General features: G+C 62.4%; 19 protein-coding genes. 9 read left to right on the forward strand and 10 right to left on the reverse strand.

The window, feature by feature from the left end; translation table 11 throughout:
- Positions 1 to 57 precede the first annotated feature (57 nt).
- The 3 genes from HBO11_RS17510 to HBO11_RS17520 form a co-directional block, all read right to left on the reverse strand.
- Positions 58 to 3,528, reverse strand: coding sequence for a PAS domain-containing hybrid sensor histidine kinase/response regulator (locus HBO11_RS17510; protein ID WP_169955886.1), 3,471 nt, complete (start codon positions 3,526 to 3,528; stop codon positions 58 to 60).
- 106 nt (positions 3,529 to 3,634) lie between these two features.
- Positions 3,635 to 4,021 carry a YbaN family protein gene (locus HBO11_RS17515; protein WP_169955888.1) on the reverse strand — a complete coding sequence of 129 codons (387 nt, stop codon included), beginning with the start codon at positions 4,019 to 4,021 and terminating at the stop codon, positions 3,635 to 3,637.
- A 20-nt stretch (positions 4,022 to 4,041) separates the two neighbouring features.
- Positions 4,042 to 4,629: a YecA family protein gene (locus HBO11_RS17520; RefSeq protein WP_169955890.1), complete on the reverse strand. Its 588-nt coding sequence runs from the start codon at positions 4,627 to 4,629 to the stop codon at positions 4,042 to 4,044.
- A gap of 274 nt (positions 4,630 to 4,903) precedes the next feature.
- Between HBO11_RS17520 and recQ the strand changes: the two genes are divergently transcribed.
- Positions 4,904 to 7,033, forward strand: coding sequence for a DNA helicase RecQ (gene recQ / locus HBO11_RS17525; RefSeq protein WP_169955892.1), 2,130 nt, complete (start codon positions 4,904 to 4,906; stop codon positions 7,031 to 7,033).
- Between the two features lie 121 nt (positions 7,034 to 7,154).
- A complete protein-coding gene (locus HBO11_RS17530; protein ID WP_169955894.1) occupies positions 7,155 to 7,589 on the forward strand; it encodes a MarR family transcriptional regulator in 435 nt (144 codons plus the stop codon).
- 137 nt (positions 7,590 to 7,726) lie between these two features.
- Here the strand turns inward: HBO11_RS17530 and HBO11_RS17535 are convergent, their stop codons facing one another.
- Complete coding sequence (locus HBO11_RS17535; RefSeq protein ID WP_169955896.1) at positions 7,727 to 9,916, reverse strand: patatin-like phospholipase family protein; 2,190 nt, start codon at positions 9,914 to 9,916, stop codon at positions 7,727 to 7,729.
- 84 nt (positions 9,917 to 10,000) lie between these two features.
- Between HBO11_RS17535 and HBO11_RS17540 the strand changes: the two genes are divergently transcribed.
- Entirely contained in the window at positions 10,001 to 10,288 is a 288-nt protein-coding gene (locus HBO11_RS17540; protein ID WP_169955898.1) for a SelT/SelW/SelH family protein, read from the forward strand.
- A 38-nt stretch (positions 10,289 to 10,326) separates the two neighbouring features.
- On the opposite strand, the gene HBO11_RS17545 is transcribed toward HBO11_RS17540, so the two are convergent.
- The 3 genes from HBO11_RS17545 to HBO11_RS17555 form a co-directional block, all read right to left on the reverse strand.
- Positions 10,327 to 10,608, reverse strand: a complete 282-nt coding sequence (locus tag HBO11_RS17545) for a hypothetical protein (RefSeq protein WP_169955899.1) — start codon at positions 10,606 to 10,608, stop codon at positions 10,327 to 10,329.
- A gap of 128 nt (positions 10,609 to 10,736) precedes the next feature.
- Entirely contained in the window at positions 10,737 to 11,618 is an 882-nt protein-coding gene (locus HBO11_RS17550; RefSeq protein ID WP_169955901.1) for a DMT family transporter, read from the reverse strand.
- A gap of 93 nt (positions 11,619 to 11,711) precedes the next feature.
- Complete coding sequence (locus HBO11_RS17555; protein ID WP_169955903.1) at positions 11,712 to 12,470, reverse strand: AraC family transcriptional regulator; 759 nt, start codon at positions 12,468 to 12,470, stop codon at positions 11,712 to 11,714.
- Positions 12,471 to 12,603: 133 nt separating this feature from the next.
- Here HBO11_RS17555 and HBO11_RS17560 point away from each other — a divergent pair, with 133 nt between their 5' ends.
- Entirely contained in the window at positions 12,604 to 13,413 is an 810-nt protein-coding gene (locus tag HBO11_RS17560; protein WP_169955905.1) for a UDP-2,3-diacylglucosamine diphosphatase, read from the forward strand.
- A gap of 123 nt (positions 13,414 to 13,536) precedes the next feature.
- On the opposite strand, the gene HBO11_RS17565 is transcribed toward HBO11_RS17560, so the two are convergent.
- From HBO11_RS17565 to phhA, 3 genes are all read right to left on the reverse strand, one after another.
- Positions 13,537 to 14,736 (reverse strand): amino acid aminotransferase, encoded by a 1,200-nt coding sequence (locus HBO11_RS17565; protein WP_169955907.1) that lies wholly within the window; start codon positions 14,734 to 14,736, stop codon positions 13,537 to 13,539.
- Complete coding sequence (locus HBO11_RS17570) at positions 14,733 to 15,089, reverse strand: 4a-hydroxytetrahydrobiopterin dehydratase (RefSeq protein ID WP_017134918.1); 357 nt, start codon at positions 15,087 to 15,089, stop codon at positions 14,733 to 14,735. The genes HBO11_RS17565 and HBO11_RS17570 overlap by 4 nt, the downstream gene beginning before the upstream one ends.
- A 105-nt stretch (positions 15,090 to 15,194) precedes the next feature.
- Positions 15,195 to 15,986, reverse strand: a complete 792-nt coding sequence (gene phhA, locus HBO11_RS17575) for a phenylalanine 4-monooxygenase (protein ID WP_099168095.1) — start codon at positions 15,984 to 15,986, stop codon at positions 15,195 to 15,197.
- Positions 15,987 to 16,263: 277 nt separating this feature from the next.
- On the opposite strand from phhA, the gene HBO11_RS17580 reads away from it, so the two are divergent.
- From HBO11_RS17580 to HBO11_RS17600, 5 genes are all read left to right on the forward strand, one after another.
- Entirely contained in the window at positions 16,264 to 17,826 is a 1,563-nt protein-coding gene (locus HBO11_RS17580; RefSeq protein WP_169955909.1) for a sigma-54-dependent transcriptional regulator, read from the forward strand.
- 358 nt (positions 17,827 to 18,184) lie between these two features.
- Entirely contained in the window at positions 18,185 to 18,925 is a 741-nt protein-coding gene (locus HBO11_RS17585) for a flagellar basal body rod protein FlgF (protein WP_057438904.1), read from the forward strand.
- Between the two features lie 67 nt (positions 18,926 to 18,992).
- Positions 18,993 to 19,778, forward strand: coding sequence for a flagellar basal-body rod protein FlgG (gene flgG, locus HBO11_RS17590; RefSeq protein ID WP_057958870.1), 786 nt, complete (start codon positions 18,993 to 18,995; stop codon positions 19,776 to 19,778).
- A 52-nt stretch (positions 19,779 to 19,830) separates the two neighbouring features.
- Positions 19,831 to 20,526 carry a flagellar basal body L-ring protein FlgH gene (gene flgH / locus HBO11_RS17595; RefSeq protein ID WP_032859002.1) on the forward strand — a complete coding sequence of 232 codons (696 nt, stop codon included), beginning with the start codon at positions 19,831 to 19,833 and terminating at the stop codon, positions 20,524 to 20,526.
- 27 nt (positions 20,527 to 20,553) lie between these two features.
- Entirely contained in the window at positions 20,554 to 21,642 is a 1,089-nt protein-coding gene (locus tag HBO11_RS17600; RefSeq protein ID WP_169955967.1) for a flagellar basal body P-ring protein FlgI, read from the forward strand.

Here is a 21,642-nt window from a genome sequence, read left to right on the forward strand (position 1 = left end):
CACAGGGGGGCTCGTTCACTTAACTGAGCGGTATTACGGCAAGCCAGCACCCGAACGTTACAACGGCAAATGCCGGTTCAGCAGTGCGCGCAATGCCGCCGGTTTTACCGGCTTGGCCAGGTAATCCAACCCCGCTGCATGTACCTCGGCCACCATCTCCGGACGGCCATCGGCGCTGATCACCACCCCAGGAATCGGCTCCGCCAGTTGCGCGCGCAGCCAGCCCATCAACTCCGTGCCGGTCTCGCCGTGGTCCAGGTGGTAATCCACCAATGCCAATTGCGGGCGCATGCCCTCGGCCAGCAACGCCGCGCATTGCGCCTGGTCGCGTGCGGTCCAGACCTGGCAGCCCCAACGACTCAACAGGCTGCGCATGCCAATCAGGATGCTGTCTTCGTTGTCCACGCACAGCACCTGGGCGCCGCTCAGTGGCAGGCCCTTGTCCGGTGTGGCCTGCACCTGCAAGCTGGTCTGTGCCTTGGCCAGCGGCACACTGACGCTGAACACGCTGCCTTTGCCTGGCCATGAGCGCACGCGCAAGCGGTGACCGAGCACGCGGCACAGCCCGTCGGCAATGGCCAGGCCAAGCCCCAGGCCCTTTTCGGCACGGGTCTGGTGGCTGTCCAGGCGCTTGAACTCTTCGAAGATGACTTTCTGTTTATCCAGCGGGATGCCTGGGCCACGATCCCACACCTCCAAGCGCAGTTCGCCGCGACGCCGTCGTACACCCAGCAGTACCGGGCCGTGGGCATAGCGAAAAGCGTTGGTCAGGAAATTCTGCAGGATTCGCCGCAGCAGCTTGATATCACTGTCGATGCGCAAGCGGCTGCCGCGCAGGCGGAAACTCAAGCCTTGCTCCTGGGCCAGCACCTTGAACTCCGCGCCCAGGGCGTCGAACAGTTCACTCAAGGCAAACGGCTGGCGCTGAGGGTTGATCTTGCCGTTTTCCAGGCGGGAGATATCCAGCAAGTCGCTGATCAGGTCTTCGGCCGAGCGCAGCGAACTGTCCAAGTGCTGCACCAGTTGCCGGGCCTCACCGGATAAGCCTTCGCTCTGGTGGGAGAGGGCGGCCGAGAACAGTCGCGCCGCGTTCAACGGTTGCATCAGGTCGTGACTGACGGCGGCGAGGAAGCGGGTTTTCGACTGGTTGGCCGACTCGGCCACACCCTTGGCATCGGTCAGGGCCACATTCAGTTGCGACAGCTCATGAGTGCGCTCGGTGACCCGCTGTTCCAGGCCTTCATTGGCCTCGGTCAGAGCCTGCTCGGCCTCGCGGAACGCAGTAATGTCAGTAAAACTCATGACAAACCCACCGCCCGGCATCGGGTTGCCGATCAACTCGATCACCCGGCCGTTGGGAAACAGCCGTTCCGACGTATGTGCCCGGCCCTGGCGCATCCAGTGCAGGCGCCGCGCCACGTGGACTTCGGCCTCACCCGGGCCGCACAGCCCGCGCTCGGCGTTGTAGCGAATAATGTCGGCAATCGGCCGGCCGACGCTGATCAGGCCGTCGGGATAGTTGAACAGTTCCAGATAGCGACGGTTCCAGGCCACCAGCTTGAGGGACTGATCCACCACACTGATGCCCTGGGTGATGTTCTCGATGGCGCCTTGCAACAGCGCCCGGTTGAACTGCAGCACTTCGGAGGCTTCGTCTGCGATACGGACTACGTCCTCTAGCTGCATTTCGCGGCCTTCAATGGCCGCTTTCACCACCGCCCGTGTGGATGAGGCGCCGAGCACGCCAGCCAGCAGTCGTTCGGTGTGGGCAATCCAGTCGTTGTCGGCGTTCTGGTTGGGGTTAAAGCCTTTGCCTTGGCGATAGGCGAAGCGGATGAAGCTCTGCTGCGCGCGTTCCTCGCCAACAAACCGCGCGGCCAGGCTCAACAGGTCATTGATCTGCACCGACAGCATGGAGCGGGCGCTGGCGCGCTGGCTGGTTTCCTGGCCGATAAAGCGCCCGGCCTGCCAATGCTCCGACACCCGTGTACGCGACAGCACCGAGACCCAGGCAAACAGGGTGAAGTTACCGGCCAAAGACAGCACCACACCCTGGGTCAGTGGCGTGATCGGCAGCCCCAGCGGGTTACCGTGCAGCCAGGCCAGGCCCGGGAAGATATTCAGCGACCAGCCCAGGCTATGGGCGGCAATCGGCAACACCAGGGTGTAGAACCACAGGAAGGTGCCTGCCGCCAGGCCGGCAAACACGCCGCGTCGGTTGGCTTGCTTCCAGTACAGTGCGCCGAGCATCGCCGGTGCCAGTTGGGTCACCGCAGCAAAGGCGATCTGGCCGATGGTCGCCAGGCTGGCGGTGGAACCGAGCAGGCGATAACTGACATAGGCCAGCAGCAGGATAATCACGATGCTGACCCGGCGTACCGAGAGCATCCAGTGGCGGAAGACTTCGAACGGGCGCTCGGCGTTGGTGCGGCGCAGCAGCCAGGGCAGCAACATATCGTTGGAAACCATGGTCGACAGCGCCACGCTCGCGACGATGACCATGCCGGTCGCCGCCGAAGCGCCGCCAATAAACGCCAGCAGCGCCAGGGCCGGATGGGCTTCGGCCAGGGGCAGGCTGATCACGTAGGAGTCCGGCAGCACCGAGCCGGGCAGCAGCATTTTGCCGCCCAGGGCAATCGGCACCACAAACAGCGCAGCCAGCACCAGGTACGCGGGGAACACCCACTTGGCCAGGCGCAGGTCCTGGGGCTCGATGTTCTCCACCACGGTGACGTGGAACTGGCGGGGCAGGCAGATGATCGCCATCATCGCCACGCCAGTCTGCACCACCATCGACGGCCAGTTGACGGTCTCTTTCCAGTACTCCTCCAGCCTCGGCGCGAGCATGGCCTGGCTGAACAGATCGTTGAAACCGTCGTACAGGCCGTAGGTAACAAACGCACCGACGGCGAGAAATGCGAACAGCTTGACCAGGGATTCGAAGGCAATCGCCAGCACCATGCCACGGTGGTGCTCCGTGGCGTCGAGGTTGCGGGTACCGAATACGATGGTGAACAGTGCCAGCACCAGGGACACGATCAGGGCGGTGTCCTGGGCCCGCGTGCCGGTGGCATCGGCACCGGCGCCAATCAGCAGGTTGACCCCCAGCACGATGCCTTTGAGTTGCAGGGCAATATAAGGCAGCACGCCGACCAGGCAGATCAGCGCCACGACCACCGCCAGGGACTGGGATTTGCCATAGCGCGCAGCGATAAAGTCAGCGATGGAGGTAATGTTTTCCTGCTTGCTGATCAGAATCATCTTTTGCAGGACCCAGGGCGCCAGCACCAGAAGCAGGACGGGGCCCAGGTAGATCGGTAAAAATGCCCACAGCTGTTCAGCAGCCTGGCCCACAGCGCCGAAGAAGGTCCAACTGGTGCAGTACACCGCCAGCGACAGGCTATACACCCACGCGCGCACCCGTGGCGGCAGCGGCGCGCGGCGGCGGTCACCGTAGAAGGCGATGGCAAACATAATGGCCATGTAGGCCAGGGCAACGGCGGCGATCAGCCCGCTGGACAGCGTCATGAGTACTCCGGACATAAGAACACCCGGGCATTCCAGGCCCGGGGCGACAGTCTCGCATGATGGCCGGGGTTAGTCAGTGTCGACGAAGGTCGTGTAGGGGCGGTTCCTACGAACGTGGAGGTAGGGTCTTCTGACGCAGGATGTAGATCGTCACCAGCACCGCACTGGTCAACATGAACCCGCGTGCCCAGGGCAATGGCACCAGGTAGCAGGACAGGCCGATGCTCAGCCACATCAGGCCGATGGCGTACACCTTGCCTTTTAATGGAATGCCGTTGCCGTCCAGGTAGTCACGAATCCACGGGCCAAGGCGCGGGTGATTCACCAGCCAGTCATAGAAACGCGGGGAGCTGCGGGCAAAGCAGCCGGCAGCCAGGAGCAGGAAGGGGGTGGTCGGCAAGACCGGCAGGAAGATCCCGATCACCCCGAGTGCGACGCTCAACCAGCCAATGGCCAGCAGCACGTAGCGCACAATCGGGGAGCGGTTGCCCATGGGCGCCACGGGCGGGGTACTCAGTGGTGGCGAGGCTTGAGGATCGCCGGTTTTTCGTCGGGGGCGTTGCACAGCAGGTACAGGGCGGTCAGTGCTTCCGGGATCTGTACGATCATGTCGTCCATCAGGTTGGCGTCGCTGGCGATATCGGCGAACTCAGGCTGGTCGTCGAACAGACCGGAACCGACCATGATCGGCAGCAGCATTTCGCTGACTTCTTCCTCGGCGGTTTCGAACCAGGCCGCTTCACGCAGGAACACACCTTCCATGAAGCCAATGCACCAGCCGCGCAGGTCGGAGTCGTCGGGCTCTTCGCCGAGGTCGAGGTCGCAGGGCAGCTCGAACTCCTCATCGGACGCCAATTGGCGTGAGATGTGGGCCTTGAGCTGGAGCAGGGTTTCTTCGATCTCGGTGCGCTGGGCCTCATCCTTGTAGTGCGGCTCTTCGGCGAACAGGGCGTCGATCCATTCACGATCAGGCACAGGTTCGGAGCAGATCGACAGCGCAGTCAGGTAGCCGTGGGCGGCCACGTAGTCCAGCGCCTCGTCATGCAGCTCATCGGCATCGAGGAAGGCTTGCAGGCGGTTTAGTTGCTCAGCGAAGGACATTGAAAGACTACCTTGGGAATAAACGATGCTGAATTCTAGGCCTTCTTGAGCGTGCAGGCCAGCCGCACGGCATATTTGCAAGGTTTTCAGATGGGCCGCTATTCGTCAGTGGCGCCCTTTGCCGGGGAGCGCTCGGGTATACTGCCGCGTTTTGTGATGCCCCTGCAGGCCGGATGCGGTTGCGGGAAAAGTTCGCTTACGGATTATTTCCCGGCCAGGCGTGCTTTTTCAGCCAGCCTGTACAGAGGGATTTCGGTGGAATTTGGAGTTTTTCATGCTTGAACAGGCTCAACGCGTCCTCAAGGACATCTTCGGCTACGACAGCTTTCGTGGCCGCCAGGGTGCGATCATTGAGCGCGTGGCCAGCGGCGGTGATGCGCTGGTCCTGATGCCTACCGGTGGCGGCAAGTCGTTGTGCTTCCAGGTGCCGGCATTGTTGCGTGAAGGGCTGGCGGTAGTGGTCTCGCCGTTGATCGCGCTGATGGACGATCAAGTGGCCACCCTGGAAGAGTTGGGCGTCGCCGCCGCCGCGTTGAACTCTACCCTGAGTGCCGAACAGCAACGCGACCTGGCGGCGCGGATCCGCCGTGGCGAAGTGAAGATGCTCTACCTGGCGCCCGAGCGTCTGGTCCAGCCACGGATGCTGGCATTCCTGCAGAGCCTGGAAATCTCCCTGTTCGCCATCGATGAGGCCCACTGTGTATCCCAGTGGGGCCACGATTTCCGCCGTGAATACCTGCAATTGGGGCAACTGGCCGAACTGTTCCCCAATGTGCCGCGCATCGCCCTGACCGCCACGGCCGACAAGCGCACCCGCGAGGAAATCGTCGAGCGCCTGCACCTGCAGAACGCCGAGCGTTTTCTCTCCAGCTTCGACCGTCCCAACATCTTTTACCGCATCGTGCCCAAGGAACAGCCACGCAAGCAGTTGCTGGCGTTCCTCTCCGAGCGGCGCAGCGATGCCGGGATCGTCTACTGCCTGTCGCGCAAGAAGGTCGATGAAGTGGCGGCGTTCCTGTGTGAGCAGGGCTATCCCGCGCTGCCTTACCATGCCGGCCTGCCCAACGAGTTGCGGGCCTATCACCAGAAGCGCTTCCTTAACGAGGAAGGCCTGATCATGGTGGCGACCATTGCGTTTGGCATGGGCATCGACAAATCCAACGTGCGTTTCGTGGCCCATATGGACCTGCCAAAGTCCCTTGAGGCGTACTACCAGGAAACCGGGCGTGCCGGTCGCGATGGCCTGCCGGCGGATGCCTGGATGGTCTACGGCCTGCAGGATGTGGTGATGCTCAAGCAGATGCTGCAGAACTCCGAAGGCGATGAGCGCCACAAGCGCCTGGAGCAGCACAAGCTCGACGCCATGCTGTCGCTGTGCGAAGAAACCCGCTGCCGTCGCCAGACCTTGCTCGCCTATTTCGACGAAGACATGCCCCAGCCTTGTGGGCATTGCGACAACTGTGTGGACGGCGTGCAGACCTGGGATGCTACCGAGCCGGCGCGCCAAGGCTTGTCGGCGATCTTCCGGACCGGCCAGCGTTATGGCGTCGGCCATCTGGTGGATGTACTGCTGGGCAAGGACAACGAAAAAATCCGCAGCTTTGGCCATCAGCACCTATCGGTGTACGGCGTAGGCAAGGCGCGGGCTGAAGGCGAATGGCGCTCGCTGTTCCGCCAGATGGTGGCACGCGGCCTGGTGGATATCGACCTGGAAGGCTACGGCGGCCTGCGCCTGAACGACAGTTGCCGGCCACTGCTCAAGGGCGAGGTCAGCCTGGAGCTGCGCCGCGACCTCAAGCCGCAGACCACTGCCAAATCCAGCAGTACCAGCCAGGCCAGCCAACTGGTGCGGGGCGAAGAGCGCGAACAGTGGGAAGCCCTGCGTGCCTTGCGCCGCAAGCTGGCGCAAGAGCACAGCGTGCCGCCCTACGTCATCTTCCCCGACTCCACGTTGCTGGAGATGTTGCGCGAGCAACCGACCACCATGGCCGAAATGGCCCGGGTCAGTGGCGTCGGCGCGCGCAAGCTTGAGCGTTATGGCCAGGCCTTCCTGGAAGTCCTTGGTGGCCAGGCCGAGGCACCCAAGGAAATCGCCGATATCCGCCACGAACTGATCAGCCTGGCCCGCGCCGGCATGACCCCGATCCAGATCGCCGGGCAGTTGCAGTGTTCGGAAAAAAACGTCTACACCTTGCTGGCCGAGTCCATTGGAAAACAGCAATTGTCCCTGGAGCAGGCCCTGGATCTGCCGGAAGATTTGCTGGGTGAAATCCAGGATGCGTTTCTCGACGGCGAGGGCGAGTTGCCACCGGTGTCCGACATCGGGCCGCTGTTCACCGGGCGAGTGCCGGAGGGTGTTTTGTACTGTGTGCGGGCCGCTTTGCAGTCGGAATTCGAGATTTGATGCGCCAATTACGACAATGTAACGAATCAGTACATTGCAAGCCTTGCCTACTGTCATAGGTCATGCTTAGCTGACTAATAATTAGCCACACTTTATTTTCAGTCTAATCCATGAGTTTTTTATGCCGTTAACCGATCAACACCGTTTTGGCATGCAGTTGGCGCAAATGTCCCGTGGCTGGCGCGCCGAACTGGATCGCCGCCTGGCTGGGCTGGGGTTGTCCCAGGCGCGCTGGCTGGTGCTGCTGCATCTGGCCCGCTTTGAAGAAGCACCGACCCAGCGTGAGCTGGCCCAGAGTGTCGGGGTGGAAGGGCCTACATTGGCGCGCCTGCTCGACAGCCTGGAGAGCCAGGGCCTGGTGCAACGCCAGGCTGTGCTGGAAGACCGGCGTGCCAAGCGCATTGTGTTGTGTGATCCAGCAAGGCCGTTGATCGATCAAATCGAGACCATTGCCACGGCTTTGCGCCAGGAGCTGTTTGTGGGGGTCGATGAAGAAGAGATGCGGGTGTGCATGCGTGTGCATGGGCATATTCTGGCGAACCTGGAAAAGACCTGATCCGATTACGCCGCTGATCAAAATGTGGGAGCGGGCTTGCTCGCGAAAGAGGTGTGTCAGTCAATGTATCCGGTGACTGAACCACTGCTTTCGCGAGCAAGCCCGAGCCTGCCCCTCATGTTGGTTCAGCGTCGTTGTTAGAACGTCTGCCCAAGATTCAGATACACCGCCTTCTGATTGTCATCATTAAACCCATAGCTGAAGTTCAACGGCCCCAGCGGTGTATCAAACCCGAGGAAGATGCTCGCGGCATTGATATAGCCACTGTCGAACTCATTGTCGTTGTTCCACGCCCGCCCGCGTTCCAGGGAGGCGCCCAGGTACAGCGGGAAGTCCAACGGCAAGTAGGAGCGTGGGGTCAGGCGGCGGTAGTAGACCGCGCGCATCAGGCTGACGTTCTGCCCGGAAATCGCATCCTGGCGGAACCCTGACAGCTGCCGCGCACCGCCCAGCAGGAAGCTGGAAATCACCACGTCGGAATCATCCAGGGTGCGCCCGTAGCGCCCGCCCAGTACCAGGGTGTCCGGGCCGTGGCTCATGGCCTTGTCCAGCTTGAACTCCCATTGCCGGTAGCGCTGGTCGGAGCCCAGGCCCGGTTCGAATTCGCGGTAGGCCAGGCCAATATCTTCACCGGTATGGGGGAAGTACACGTTGTCCAGGGAGTCGAAGGAGTACTTCAGTTCATAGAAACCCTCGTTGAAGCTCACGCTGGGCAAGTCGCGGTCGCCGATGCGCACATCGGCCTTGCCCCAGGCTTCGCCGACGCCGAAGCGGATTTCGCCGCTGTTGCCGATCTGCCGGCCAACGTTCAGGCCAAACCCGTAGCGCTCCAGACGGTATTCGGAGATCGGGTCGTTATCCAGGATCAGTTCGACGTTCTGCGCCTGCGCGCTGATATAGGGTGCGACGAAGTAACGCGAGCCGGTATCCATCGGCTGGTAGAACTCACTGTACAGCTCCTGCCGATCGCCGATCTGCACCCTGGTGAGCCATTCGGCGCCAAGGCGGTTGATGCCGTTGACGCGGTAGCTGGCGCCGAGGTTGAACGCGCTGTCGCCGCGCATGTCATCGGACAGGTTGAGCCCCAGGCGCAGGTAGTCGGTGCCGCTGCGTTTGCCGCGCGCGCTGATGACCAGGGTGTTGTCCGGGCCTTTTTTCACCACGCGGTATTGCACCTGCTCGAAGTAGTCCAGGCCGTACAGGGTGCCCATGTCCGATTGCAGGCGGGCCAGGTTCAGCGGCTCGCCAATGGGTTGGCGGATGTAGTAGCGGATCACGTCGTCGCCGACTTTCGAGTCGTTCTCCACCTTGATCGCGGTAATTGTCGGGTTGCGCTGGCCTGGGGTGCGGGCGGCGGTCAGTTCGGCGTCCACCGACCCGGTTGGGCGCAGGCGTGCCAGGCGGGTATCCAGGGCCCTGGTGGCGCGGTAGCCAGCGTCGATCATGTCCTTGGCGCGGCCAAAATCGGTCACGCCATATGCGGCCAAGGGTGGCTGGATCAGCACGTCGCCTGGGTGCAGGGCCTTGAGTTGCTCCTCGGAGTTGCGGCGGGTCATCAGGGTGATGGACTGGTTGAGCACATCCACCACCGTCGCCAGTTGCTTGCGGTTGCGCAACGGCGTGCCGATATCCACCACGATGGCGATATCGACTCCCATCTCCCGCGCCACATCCAGGGGGATGTTATCGGTCATGCCGCCATCCACCAGCAGCCGGCCGTCCAGTTCTACCGGGGCGAACACTGCGGGGATCGACATGCTGGCGCGAATCACCTGAGGCAGATGGCCCTTGCGAAACACCACTTTCTCGCCGCTGGTGATGTCGGTGGCCACCGCGCGAAAGGGAATCGGCAGCTTGTCGAAGTCGCGGGTATTGCTGCTGTGGGCGAACATGCTCTCCAGCAGCAGCGCCAGGTTCTGGCCTTGGATCACGCCCAGGGGCAGGCCCAGGCTGCCGTCGTCGCGAAAGCTCAGTTTCTGCTTGATCAGGAAGTCCCGGTCATCCTGCTTGCGCCGGAACGGCACGTCTTCCCTGGGTGGGGCGTCGGACAGCGCTAATTGCCAGTCGATGCTCAGTGCCAGTTTTTCCAGTTCGTCGATCTTGTAGCCCGACGCGTACAGCCCGCCAATCACCGCGCCCATGCTGGTGCCGGCAATCGCATCGATGTGGATGCCTTGCTCTTCGAGGGCCTTGAGCACGCCGATGTGCGCCAGGCCACGGGCGGCGCCGCCGGAAAGCACCAGGCCGATTTTCGGGCGTGGGGCTTCAACGGCTTGGGCAAGGACAGGGAGCAGGCACAGCAACAGGCAGGACAACAGGCGGCGCATCATCAATCTCGGGGCTGGGCGGCAAAGGCCGGTATTATAGCCATCCGATCCACCTGTCTCGTCATCTCAGGAGTTCTTCATTTTATGTCCGCATCCAAGCCCGAGATTGTCATCACCTATTGCACCCAATGTCAGTGGCTGCTGCGCGCCGCGTGGCTGGCCCAGGAACTGCTGAGCACCTTTGCCGACGACCTCGGCAAAGTCGCCCTGGAGCCGGCGACCGGCGGGGCGTTTCGCATCACCTGCGACGGCGTACAGATCTGGGAGCGCAAGGCCGATGGCGGTTTCCCCGAGGCCAAGGTGCTCAAGCAGCGGGTGCGCGACCAGATCGCCCCAGAACGGGACCTGGGGCACAACGACCGGACTTCGTAGGCCACACTGCCGGCGCATGGCCGGCAGTGTGGGGTGGTTTATTTGGCGGCCATTTTATTCTTGATCCAGCCGACGACAAACGTCAGCACCAGGCCGCCGACACCGCCGCCGACGATATTGCTGCCCACGGCGGCAACATCCAGCGCGCCACCCGCTGGCATGCCAGTGATCGCCGCGACGATCTGCCCCAGCACCAGGCCGCCGACGCCACCGACCACCGTATTGAGCCCGGAGCCCAGGCCTTGCTTGCTCAGGCCGGCAATGTTGCCGCCGACTGCGCCACTGATGATCTGAATGATCAGGGGGATGAACATGTCCATGGTGAAACTCCTGCATAGCATTAAGGGAGCGACCACTCGCATGCAGCAACTTCAAGGACCACGGCTGTCGTCGAGGAGTCTGTATCCGTTGAACGACAGCTGACTGTTGCGGATAGGAAAAGTATAGATCAGGCCATGGCCGGCGGCTGTTTGGCCTTGGCCGGGCGGCTCATCAAGCCCGAGACGACGATGGCGGCAATGATCAGCGCGCCGCCCAGCAACATGCGCAGGGTCGGGGTTTCGCTGAACAGCAGCCAGGCTACGGTGATGCCATACACCGGCTCCATGGCGAACACCACCGCGGCGGTGCGCGCCTTGAGCACCTTGAGGCTGGCGACAAACAAACTGTGGGCCAGCCCGGTACAAAACACCCCCAGCAGACCGATCCACAACCAGTCCAGGGCACGTACCTCGCCAAGGCCTGGAGCGGCGACGGGCAGCAGGCACACGGCGACCACTACGTTTTGGCACAGGGCTGCCTGCACCGGGGGAATGCTGGCGCTGGCGCGGTTGTTCAACGAGAGCAGCGAGAACAGCAGGCCCGAGACCACGGCCCAGACCAGGCCGCTGGTAGCTTGGCTGGCCAGGTCGAAGTCCGGGGTGACCAGCACCAGGCCGACGCTGACCAGCACCACCAGTACCATTTCATTGGCGCGGATCCGCTCGCGGAAGATCAGGCCTTCAAGGATCACCGTGAACGCCGGGAACGTGGCGAATCCCAGCGTCGCAATCGCCACCCCCGCCACTTTTACCGCGATGAAGAAACTCACCCAGTGCCCGGCCAGCAGCAGGCCGCTGAGCAGCAGGCGCCGCAGGTCAGCGCTGTAGAGTTTTTGCCACGGTGTGCTGCTGGCAAAACGCGCGAACAGCACCAGGGCCAGCACCGCGAAAGCGGCACGGCCAAACACAATAATGCTCGGCGAGGCGGCGGCGAGTTTGCCGAAGACGCCAGTAAGGCCAAACATCAGTGCACCGATGTGCAGGGCGCCGAGGGCAGTGCGCGGGGTCATGACAATCCTTAAAGCAGTGGGCAGGCAGGCATCCAGTCTAGAGCGCCTGGCGCCTGGGTGTCTGTCGTGGGAATCGCCGGTTTTATCGCAGGACTAGCGCCCGTTGTCGAACCGGCGCAGGGCCCCGGGCGAGCTGCCGAACGCGCGCAACATCGCTGCGGCAAACGCACTTTGCGAACCGTAGCCAACCCGCGCGGCGATCTCGCCAATCGGCAGGTGGCTGTCGCGCAGCAAGCCACGGGCCATGTGCAGGCGGCGGTTGCGGATGTAGTCCATGGGGGTCAGCCCGCATTCGGCGATAAAGCGTGCGTGCAGGCGGGCGACGGACATATCCGCCAGCCGCGCCAGATCCGCGACCTGCAGCGGGTAGGCCGCATGCTGGTCGATATGGGCGTTGAATACGCCATAGGGCAGGCGTCGCGCGCCGGCTTGAGCCTGCGGCTGGCCATTGAGCGTAGCCAATAACAGCACCGCGCCTTGCTGGGCGATCAGTGGGTCATCCAGGGCGCCGCTCGCCAGCCAGTTGACCAATTGGCCCTGGCGGGCATCCAGGGTCACCCGGGCCGGTTGGTCGAGCAGGCGGCGACTGGCATCCGCGTGCTCGCCCAAAGATTGCACCATCCACTGTTCGTCGGGCACATCCAGCACCAGGCATTGGCTGCCCCGGGGGCTGCCACAGCTGTGGTGGGTGGAGAAGGGCAGCACCATCACCCCTTGTGGGCAAATCTCGCCGCCCATGCCTTCGACCTCGAAATCCAGGCGGCCGGCCAGGCCGAACACCAGTTGCGCGTGGTCATGGCTATGGGCAATCAGGTCATGGGTGTAATGGCGCAGCGTGAGGGTCGGTCTCATCGCAATCTCCCGGGCAGGCCGGCAGTTTACACCGCCCGACGGGCGGCGGGCGCTGTCATCTGACTGACGCAAGACTGTCATGGGCTATTAATTGCCCGGGAGCAAGCTGGCGAAAACACCCTCGAGGTATGCCATGACCAGCGCCGAGATCGCCAAACCCAGCCGCAAGCAACGGGTTCGTACCCTGTGGATCTCCGACGTGCACCTAGGCACCCGGGACTGCCAGGCCGAACATCTGTCGCAGTTCCTCAAGGGCTACCATGCCGACAAGGTGTACCTGGTGGGCGATATCATCGACGGCTGGAAAATGCGCGGCGGCATGTATTGGCCCCAGGCCCATACGAACGTGATCCGCCGCCTGCTGACCATGAGCAAGCGCGGCACCGAGGTGATCTACGTCACTGGCAACCACGACGAGTTCCTGCGCCGCTATTCAAAGCTGATCCTGGGCAATATCCAACTGGTGGACGAAGCGGTGCATGTGACCGCCGATGGCCGGCATTTGCTGGTGATCCACGGCGACCAGTTCGACGTGATCACCCGCTACCACCGCTGGCTGGCGTTTCTTGGCGATTCGGCCTACGAATTCACCCTGACCCTCAACCGCTGGTTGAACCACTGGCGGGCGCGTTATGGATATGGCTACTGGTCGCTGTCGGCGTACCTCAAGCACAAGGTGAAGACCGCGGTGAGCTTTATCAGCGATTTCGAGGAAGCCATCGCCCACGAAGTGACCAAGCGCGAGTTGCACGGCGTAGTGTGCGGGCATATCCACCATGCGGAGATTCGCAAGGTGGGCGAGGTGGACTACCTCAATTGCGGGGATTGGGTGGAGTCGTGCACGGCATTGATCGAGCACTGGGATGGGCATATCGAGTTGTATCGGTTGGCGGATGCCCAGGCCAGGGAGGCGCAGGTCAAGGCCGAGATGGTTGCGGGCTGAAGATCGCCTCGGTCAAAAATGTGGGAGCGGGCTTGCTCGCGAATGCGGTGTATCAGTCAACATATCCATCACTGACCCACCGCATTCGCGAGCAAGCCCGCTCCCACATTTGATTCGGTTTCGTCAGTTGCGGCACACGTCTGCAATGGCCTCGGCCAGCAACCCCAGCCGCGTTTCATCAATCCCGGCCACGTTGGCGCGCCCGGAACTGACCATGTACACGCTGTGTTTTTCCCGCAGCTGTTTCACCTGCTCGGCACTCAGGCCGGTGTAGGAAAACATCCCGCGCTGCACGCCGACATGGGCAAAGCGCTCAGACAGCCCGTGGGGCGCCAGCGCTTCGACTAGGCCCGAACGCAATTGCGCGATACGCGAGCGCATGCCTTCGACTTCGCTGCTCCACAGCTGCTTGAGCGCACTGTCACCGAGGATAGTCGCGACCACGGCGGCCCCGTGATCCGGTGGTGTCGACCACAGGTTGCGCGCGATAAACGCCAGTTGGCTGCGCACATCCAACAGTTTCTCGGCATCGTTGGCACACACGATCAGCGCGCCGACGCGGTCGCTGTACAAGCCGAAATTCTTCGAGCAGGAGCTGGTGATCAGCACCTCAGGCAGTTCATCGGCAAACAGGCGTACCGCCCATGCGTCCTGCTCCAGACCATCGCCAAAGCCCTGGTAGGCGAAGTCGATCAGCGGCAGCAACTGGCGCTCGCGCACGATCTGCAGCACCTGGCGCCAGTCGTCCTGGGACAGGTCGAAACCGGTGGGGTTGTGGCAGCAGGCGTGCAGCAGCACCACGTCGCCCTCGGGCACGGTGGCCAGGGTGGCGAGCATGGCCGGCACGTCCAGGCGGTTATCACTGCCCACATAGGGGTAGTGGCTGACCTTGAGCCCGGCCTTGGCGAAGATGGTATCGTGGATCGGCCACGTCGGGTTGCTCAACCACACGCCACGGCCTGGCAGGCTGTGGGCGATGAAGTCGGCGCTCAGGCGCAGGGCGCCGGTGCCACCCGGGGTTTGCGTGGCGCCGGCGCGTTGTGCCTTGAGCAGCGCGGAACCTGCGCCCAGCACTAATTCGCTGATCAGGCGGCCGAAAGCCGGGTCGCCATGCCCGCCGATGTACGTCTTGGTGGTTTGCTGCTCGACCAGGCGCTGCTCGGCGCGTTTTACCGCCTGCAGGATCGGAGTCAGGCCCTGGGCATCCTTATACACGCCCACGCCCAGGTCGAATTTTTGCGGGTTGGCGTCCTTGGCATAGGACTCCATCAGCCCCAGGATCGGATCACCAGGCACCCGGCCAATCGCGGCGAAATGCATCACTTGCGGCCCTCGGCGTCCTTGGCCACTTCGTCGGTGCGTGCGGCCATGATGAAGTCATTGCGGTGCAAGCCCTTGATCGAGTGGCTCCACCAGGTCACGGTGACTTTGCCCCATTCGGTCAGCAGGCCTGGGTGATGGCCTTCAGCCTCGGAGATTTCGCCCATGGCGTTGGTAAAGGCCAGGGCGAATTTGAAGTTCTTGAACAGGAATACTTTTTCCAGCTGCATCACGCCGTCGCGCACTTCGATGTTCCAGTCGGGGATCTGCTTGATCAGCACCGGCAGTTCTTCGTCGCTGACTTGCGGGGCGTCGGCGCGGCAGGCTTCGCAATGGGCTTGGTTCAAGGTGGTCATAAAGGTGTTCCTGAAATCGAGTATGTGGAATTCGGTTGCCAGTCGCGTCACCCTAAAGCAACGCGCGGCCAGGGAACAGGCTCACCTGGCCTTTAAAGCATCAGTTCAAGCCGCCTTGGGCTTGGGTGGGAACAGCGGCGCGTGCAGACCCAGCTGCATGCCGCGCTCGACCATGCCCATGATGTCTTCCTGCGCCACTTCGAACAGGCGCTTGAGGTTGGGCAGGGCGAAATACAGCGGCTGCAGGATGTCGATGCGATAGGGCGTGCGCATGGCTTCCAGGGGGTCGAAGGCTTGGTGCTTGGGCTCATCCGAGAGGCAGTACACCGTCTCCTTGGGCGACGACAGGATGCCGCCACCATAGATGCGCCGGCCTTCGGGGGTGTCCACCAGGCCGAACTCGATGGTCATCCAGTACAGGCGCGCCAGGTACACCCGTTGCTCCTTGGTGGCCGCGAGGCCGAGCTTGCCGTAGGTGTGGGTGAATTCGGCGAACCAGGGGTTGGTCAGCAGCGGACAGTGTCCGAAAATCTCGTGGAAAATATCCGGCTCTTGCAGGTAATCCAGCTCTTCGCGGGTACGAATAAAGGTCGCCACCGGAAACTGCTTGTTGGCGAGCAATTCAAAGAAGGTCTGGAAGGGGATCAGCGCCGGGACCCGCGCCACTTGCCAGCCAGTGGTTTCGGCCAGCACTTTGTTGATTTCGGCGAGTTGCGGAATACGGTCATGGGGCAGGCCGAGCTTGTCGATGCCGTCCAGGTATTCCTGGCAGGCGCGACCCTCGATCACTTTCAATTGGCGAGTGATCAGGGTGTTCCACACCGCGTGTTCTTCGGGCGGGTAGTGGATAAAACCTTGCGCATCGGGCTCGCGGGCCACGTAGTGCGTCTGCTTCATACGGCTCTCCTGCTAGGCATTCGTTCTTGTTATGTCCTGCTATGGGCTTATTGATACTCCGCCTGGCGGTGGATTCCACCTGCCACTAGGTTAAGGCTGTAGGAAAATTCACCGGTTTTCGTAAAGTATTCGTTACGGTTGGGTGGTTATGCACCCGGCATTGGGATTTTCGGGTTTGAAAAGGTCACTGTCTGTCACATAATCTTGACGACTATCTGCGTCCGGCGACAAAAAGACGCAGCCCGATCAGCCCTCCTACAACAAACCGGGCCTTTACATGCGTATCAAAGTGCATTGCCAGAACCGCATTGGCATCCTGCGGGACATCCTCAACCTGCTGGTGGAGTACGGGGTCAACGTGGCCAAGGGCGAGGTCGGCGGCGAACATGGCAATGCCATCTACCTGTACTGCCCGAATCTGGTGAATATGCAATTCCAGGCCCTGCGCCCGCAGTTCGAGGCGATTGCCGGGGTGTTTGGCGTCAAGCGGGTAGGGCTGATGCCCAGCGAGCGTCGGCATATGGAGCTCAACGCCTTGCTGGGGGCGTTGGAATTCCCGGTGCTGTCCATCGACATGGGCGGCTCGATTGTCGCGGCCAACCGCGCGGCGGCGCAGCTGCTCGGGGTGCGCGTGGATGAGGTGCCGGGCATTCCCTTGTCGCGCTACGCCGAGGACTTCGACCTGCCGGAGCTGGTGCGTGCGAGCAAGTCGCGGATCAATGGCCTGCGGGTCAAGGTCAAGGGCGACGTGTTCCTCGCCGACATCGCCCCGCTGCAATCGTCCGAGCATGACGACAGCGAAGCCATGGCCGGCGCCGTGCTGACCTTGCACCGCGCCGACCGCGTCGGCGAGCGTATCTACAATGTGCGCAAGCAGGAGCTGCGGGGCTTTGACAGTATTTTCCAGAGCTCCAAAGTCATGGCTGCGGTGGTGCGTGAAGCCCGGCGCATGGCGCCCCTCGACGCCCCCCTATTAATAGAAGGCGAAACCGGCACCGGCAAGGAGTTGCTGGCGCGCGCCTGTCACCTGGCCAGCCCGCGCGGGCAGTCACCGTTGATGGCGCTCAATTGCGCGGGGTTGCCGGAGTCGATGGCCGAGACCGAGCTGTTCGGCTACGGCCCTGGTGCGTTTGAAGGGGCGCGGGCGGAGGGCAAGCTGGGGCTGCTGGAGTTGACGGCGGGCGGTACGTTGTTTCTGGATGGCGTGGGCGAAATGAGCGCGCGGTTGCAGGTGAAGTTACTGCGCTTTCTGCAGGACGGTTGCTTCCGGCGCGTAGGCAGTGACGAAGAGGTTTATCTGGATGTGCGGGTGATCTGCGCGACCCAGGTGGATTTGTCGGAATTGTGTGCCCGAGGGGAGTTTCGCCAGGACCTGTATCACCGGCTCAATGTGTTGTCGCTGCATATCCCGCCGCTGCGCGAATGCCTCGACGGGCTGCCGCCGCTGGTCGAGCACTTTATCGACCAGGCCAGCCGCCTGATCGGCTGCCCGCTGCCCAGGCTGGCGCTGGCGGCTATGGAGCGGCTCAGTCACTACCATTGGCCGGGCAATGTGCGGCAGTTGGAAAACGTGCTGTTCCAGGCGGTGTCGTTGTGCGAGGGCGGCACGATCAAGGCTGAGCATATTCGCTTGCCGGACTACGGCGTGCGCCAGCCGCTTGGCGATTTCTCCCTGGAGGGCGGCCTGGAAGAGATTGTCGGGCGGTTTGAAAAGGCGGTGTTGGAAAGCCTGTATGCAGAGCACCCCAGCAGTCGCTTGCTGGGTAAGCGCCTGGGCGTGTCCCACACCACCATCGCCAACAAATTGCGCGATTACGCAGTGCTCAAGGCCGACAAATAAACCCCTGACACAACGGGATAAAAATGTGGGAGCGGCGGTGCGACGATTCGACTTGCTCGCGAAGGCGGTGGATCAGTCAATACAGGTACCGACTGATCCACCGCCTTCGCGAGCAAGTCGAATCGTCGCACCGCCGCTCCCACAATGGACCTGTGTCACTGCCAAGACCGGTGTTTGCCGCAACCGGCAGAACTCCGCCGTTTTTCCGACTCGTCCTGCCCCTGCAATAATCCTTGATACGCCCCAACCCCTTGCCCCACCTGCCTTTCCCTGACTTTTAAAAAGTTGGTGCGCAAATTGCTAAAGACTCCTCAGTACATCGGTGGGCGGCAAACGTCCGTCAGTAAGAGGAATGAGCGTGGACAAGTACCTTTATGTGGCAATGACCGGCGCCAGCCAGAATGCACTGGCGCAAAAGGCCCATGCCAACAACCTGGCGAACATTTCCACCAACGGTTTTCAGCGTGACCTGGAACAGGCCCGCTCGATGCCGGTGTTTGGTGACAGCTTTCCGGCGCGGGCGTTTGCCCTGACCGAGCGCCCCGGCACCGATTTTTCCCCTGGCTCGATGGTCGAGACCGGCCGTGACCTGGACGTTGCCGTCGGCGGTGACGGCTGGATCGCCGTGCAAACCCCCGATGGCGGCGAAGCCTACGTGCGCACCGCGAGCATGAATATCGACGCACTGGGCGTGCTGCGGGCCGGCAACGGTATGCCGATCATGGGCAATGGCGGGCCGATTTCGGTGCCGCCCGAGCAAAAGGTCGAAGTCGGCGAAGACGGCACCATCAGCATCCGCGCCATGGGCGAAGGCCCGCGGGTGATGGCTGAAGTGGACCGCATCAAGCTGGTCAAGCCGGACCTGGCCAACATGACCAAGGGCCTGGATGGCGCGATCCATACCAAGGACGGCCAGCCGGCGGTGGCCGATGCCAGCGTCAAGGTGAACTCGGGCTTCCTGCAGTCGAGCAACGTCAATGCCGTCGAAGAAATGACGGCGGTGCTGGCCCTGTCCAAGCAGTTCGAATTGCACGTGAAAATGATGAACAGCGCCAAAGAAGACGACCAGGCCATGACTCGCGTCATGCAGATGAGCTGATTGCAGCGCCACTGACTACTAATTTTGTAACGCGGCGCCAACAAACAGGCGCACGAAGGAGAACAGCATGCTTCCGGCTCTATGGGTTGCCAAAACCGGTCTGTCCGCCCAGGACACCAACCTGACCGTTATTTCCAACAACCTGGCGAACGTTTCGACCACGGGCTTTAAACGTGATCGCGCCGAGTTCCAGGACCTGCTCTATCAAATCAAGCGCCAGCCGGGTGCACAGTCGACCCAGGACAGCGAATTGCCGTCGGGCCTGCAAGTGGGTACCGGTGTGTCCATCGTCGGCACCCAGAAGAACTTCACCGCCGGCAACCTGCAACAGACCGGGCAGCCGCTGGACATGGCGATCAATGGCCGTGGCTTCTTCCAGATCCTGCAACCGGATGGCACTACGTCCTACACCCGTGACGGTACTTTCCACCTGGACTCTAACGGCCAGGTCGTGACCGCCAACGGTTTTGCCCTGGAGCCGGCGATTGTCGTGCCCAACGATGCCCAGACCTTCACGGTCGGCGCCGACGGCACCGTGTCCGTCACCATTGCCGGCAACCCGGCGTCGCAAGTGATCGGCAACCTGCAGACCGCCGACTTCATCAACCCGGCCGGCCTGCAAGCCACCGGTAACAACCTGTTCCTGGAAACCGCCGCCAGCGGCGCGCCGCAAGTCGGCACCCCGGGCCTCAACGGGTTTGGCACCACCCTGCAAAGCACCCTGGAAACCTCCAACGTCAGCACCGTGGAAGAGATGGTCAACATGATCACCACCCAGCGTGCCTACGAGATGAACTCCAAGGTGATCTCCACCGCCGACCAGATGCTTTCGTTCGTTACGCAGAATCTGTAATCCAGTCTATGGGGCGCTCATAAGGCGCCTGCAACACCGTGAGGGAAGGGTCATGAGTCGCTTTGTTTCTGTTCTGGCATTGAGTGGGATTGCCGTGCTCGCGGGCTGTGTCGCCCCGACGCCAAAACCCAATGACCCGTACTACGCGCCGGTGTTGCCGCGCACGCCGCTGCCAGCTGCCGCCAACAATGGCTCGATCTACCAGGCCGGTTTCGAACAGAACCTGTACAGCGACCGCAAGGCGTTCCGTGTGGGCGACATCATCACCATCACCCTGAACGAGCGCACCACGGCGAGCAAGAACGCCAACTCCCAGGTGGCCAAGAACAGCAAGACCGGCATCGGCCTGACCTCGCTGTTTGGCGGTGGCTTGAACACCAACAACCCCCTGGGCAGCGGTGACTTGAGCCTGGACGTGGGCTACAGCGGCGACCGTGCCACTAACGGCAGCAGCAAGGCCGGGCAGGGCAACAGCCTGGTGGGCTCGATCACGGTGACCGTGGCCGATGTGCTGCCCAACGGCATCATTGCCGTGCGCGGCGAGAAGTGGATGACCCTCAACACCGGTGACGAACTGGTGCGCATCGCCGGCATGGTGCGCGCGGACGATATCGCCACCGACAACACCGTGCCGTCCACACGGATTGCCGATGCGCGCATTACCTATTCGGGTACGGGTTCGTTTGCCGACGCCAGTCAGCCGGGTTGGTTCGACCGTTTCTTCCTTAGCCCGCTGTTCCCTTTCTAGGTGATCACTTTGAATCTCAAACAGCTGATGGCAGCGGTGTTGTTGCTCTCCCTGAGCGTTGCTGCCCAGGCCGAACGCCTGAAGGACATCGCCAGTATTTCCGGGGTGCGCACCAACCAGTTGATCGGCTATGGCCTGGTGGTGGGGCTCAACGGCACGGGTGACCAGACCACCCAGACCCCGTTCACCCTGCAGACCTTCAACAACATGCTCTCGCAGTTCGGGATCAAGGTGCCGCCAGGGTCGGGCAACGTGCAGTTGAAAAACGTCGCGGCGGTGTCGATCAGTGCCGATCTGCCGGCGTTCTCCAAGCCGGGGCAGGTGGTGGACATCACCGTATCGTCCATCGGTAACTCCAAAAGCCTGCGCGGCGGCACCTTGCTGATGACGCCGCTCAAAGGTATCGACGGCAACGTCTATGCCATCGCCCAGGGCAACCTGGTGGTGGGCGGGTTTGATGCAGAAGGCCGCGACGGCTCGAAGATCACCGTCAACGTGCCGTCGGCCGGGCGGATTCCTGGCGGTGCCACGGTGGAGCGCACCGTGCCCAGTGGTTTCAACCAGGGCAACAGCCTGACCCTGAACCTCAACCGTTCAGACTTCACCACCGCCAAGCGCGTGGTGGACAAGATCAACGACATGCTCGGCCCTGGCGTGGCCCAGGCCATCGACGGCGGCTCGATCCGCGTGACCGCGCCGCTGGACCCAAGCCAGCGTGTGGACTACCTGTCGATCCTGGAAAACCTTGAGGTCGATCCGGGCCAGGCGGTGGCCAAGGTCATCATCAACTCGCGCACCGGTACCATCGTGATCGGCCAGAACGTCAAGGTGTCGCCGGCGGCCGTAACCCACGGCAGCCTGACCGTGACCATCACCGAAGACCCGATTGTCAGCCAGCCCGGGCCGTTGTCCGGTGGCCAGACTGCTGTGGTCCCGCGTTCGCGGGTCAATGCCCAGCAAGAAGCCAAGCCGATGTTCAAGTTCGGCCCCGGTACCACCCTGGATGAAATCGTACGTGCGGTGAACCAGGTGGGTGCGGCGCCCGGCGACTTGATGGCGATCCTCGAAGCCCTGAAACAGGCCGGCGCCTTGCAAGCCGACCTGATCGTGATTTGA

This window comes from Pseudomonas sp. WS 5010 (genome assembly GCF_012985565.1).
Taxonomy (GTDB): domain Bacteria; phylum Pseudomonadota; class Gammaproteobacteria; order Pseudomonadales; family Pseudomonadaceae; genus Aquipseudomonas.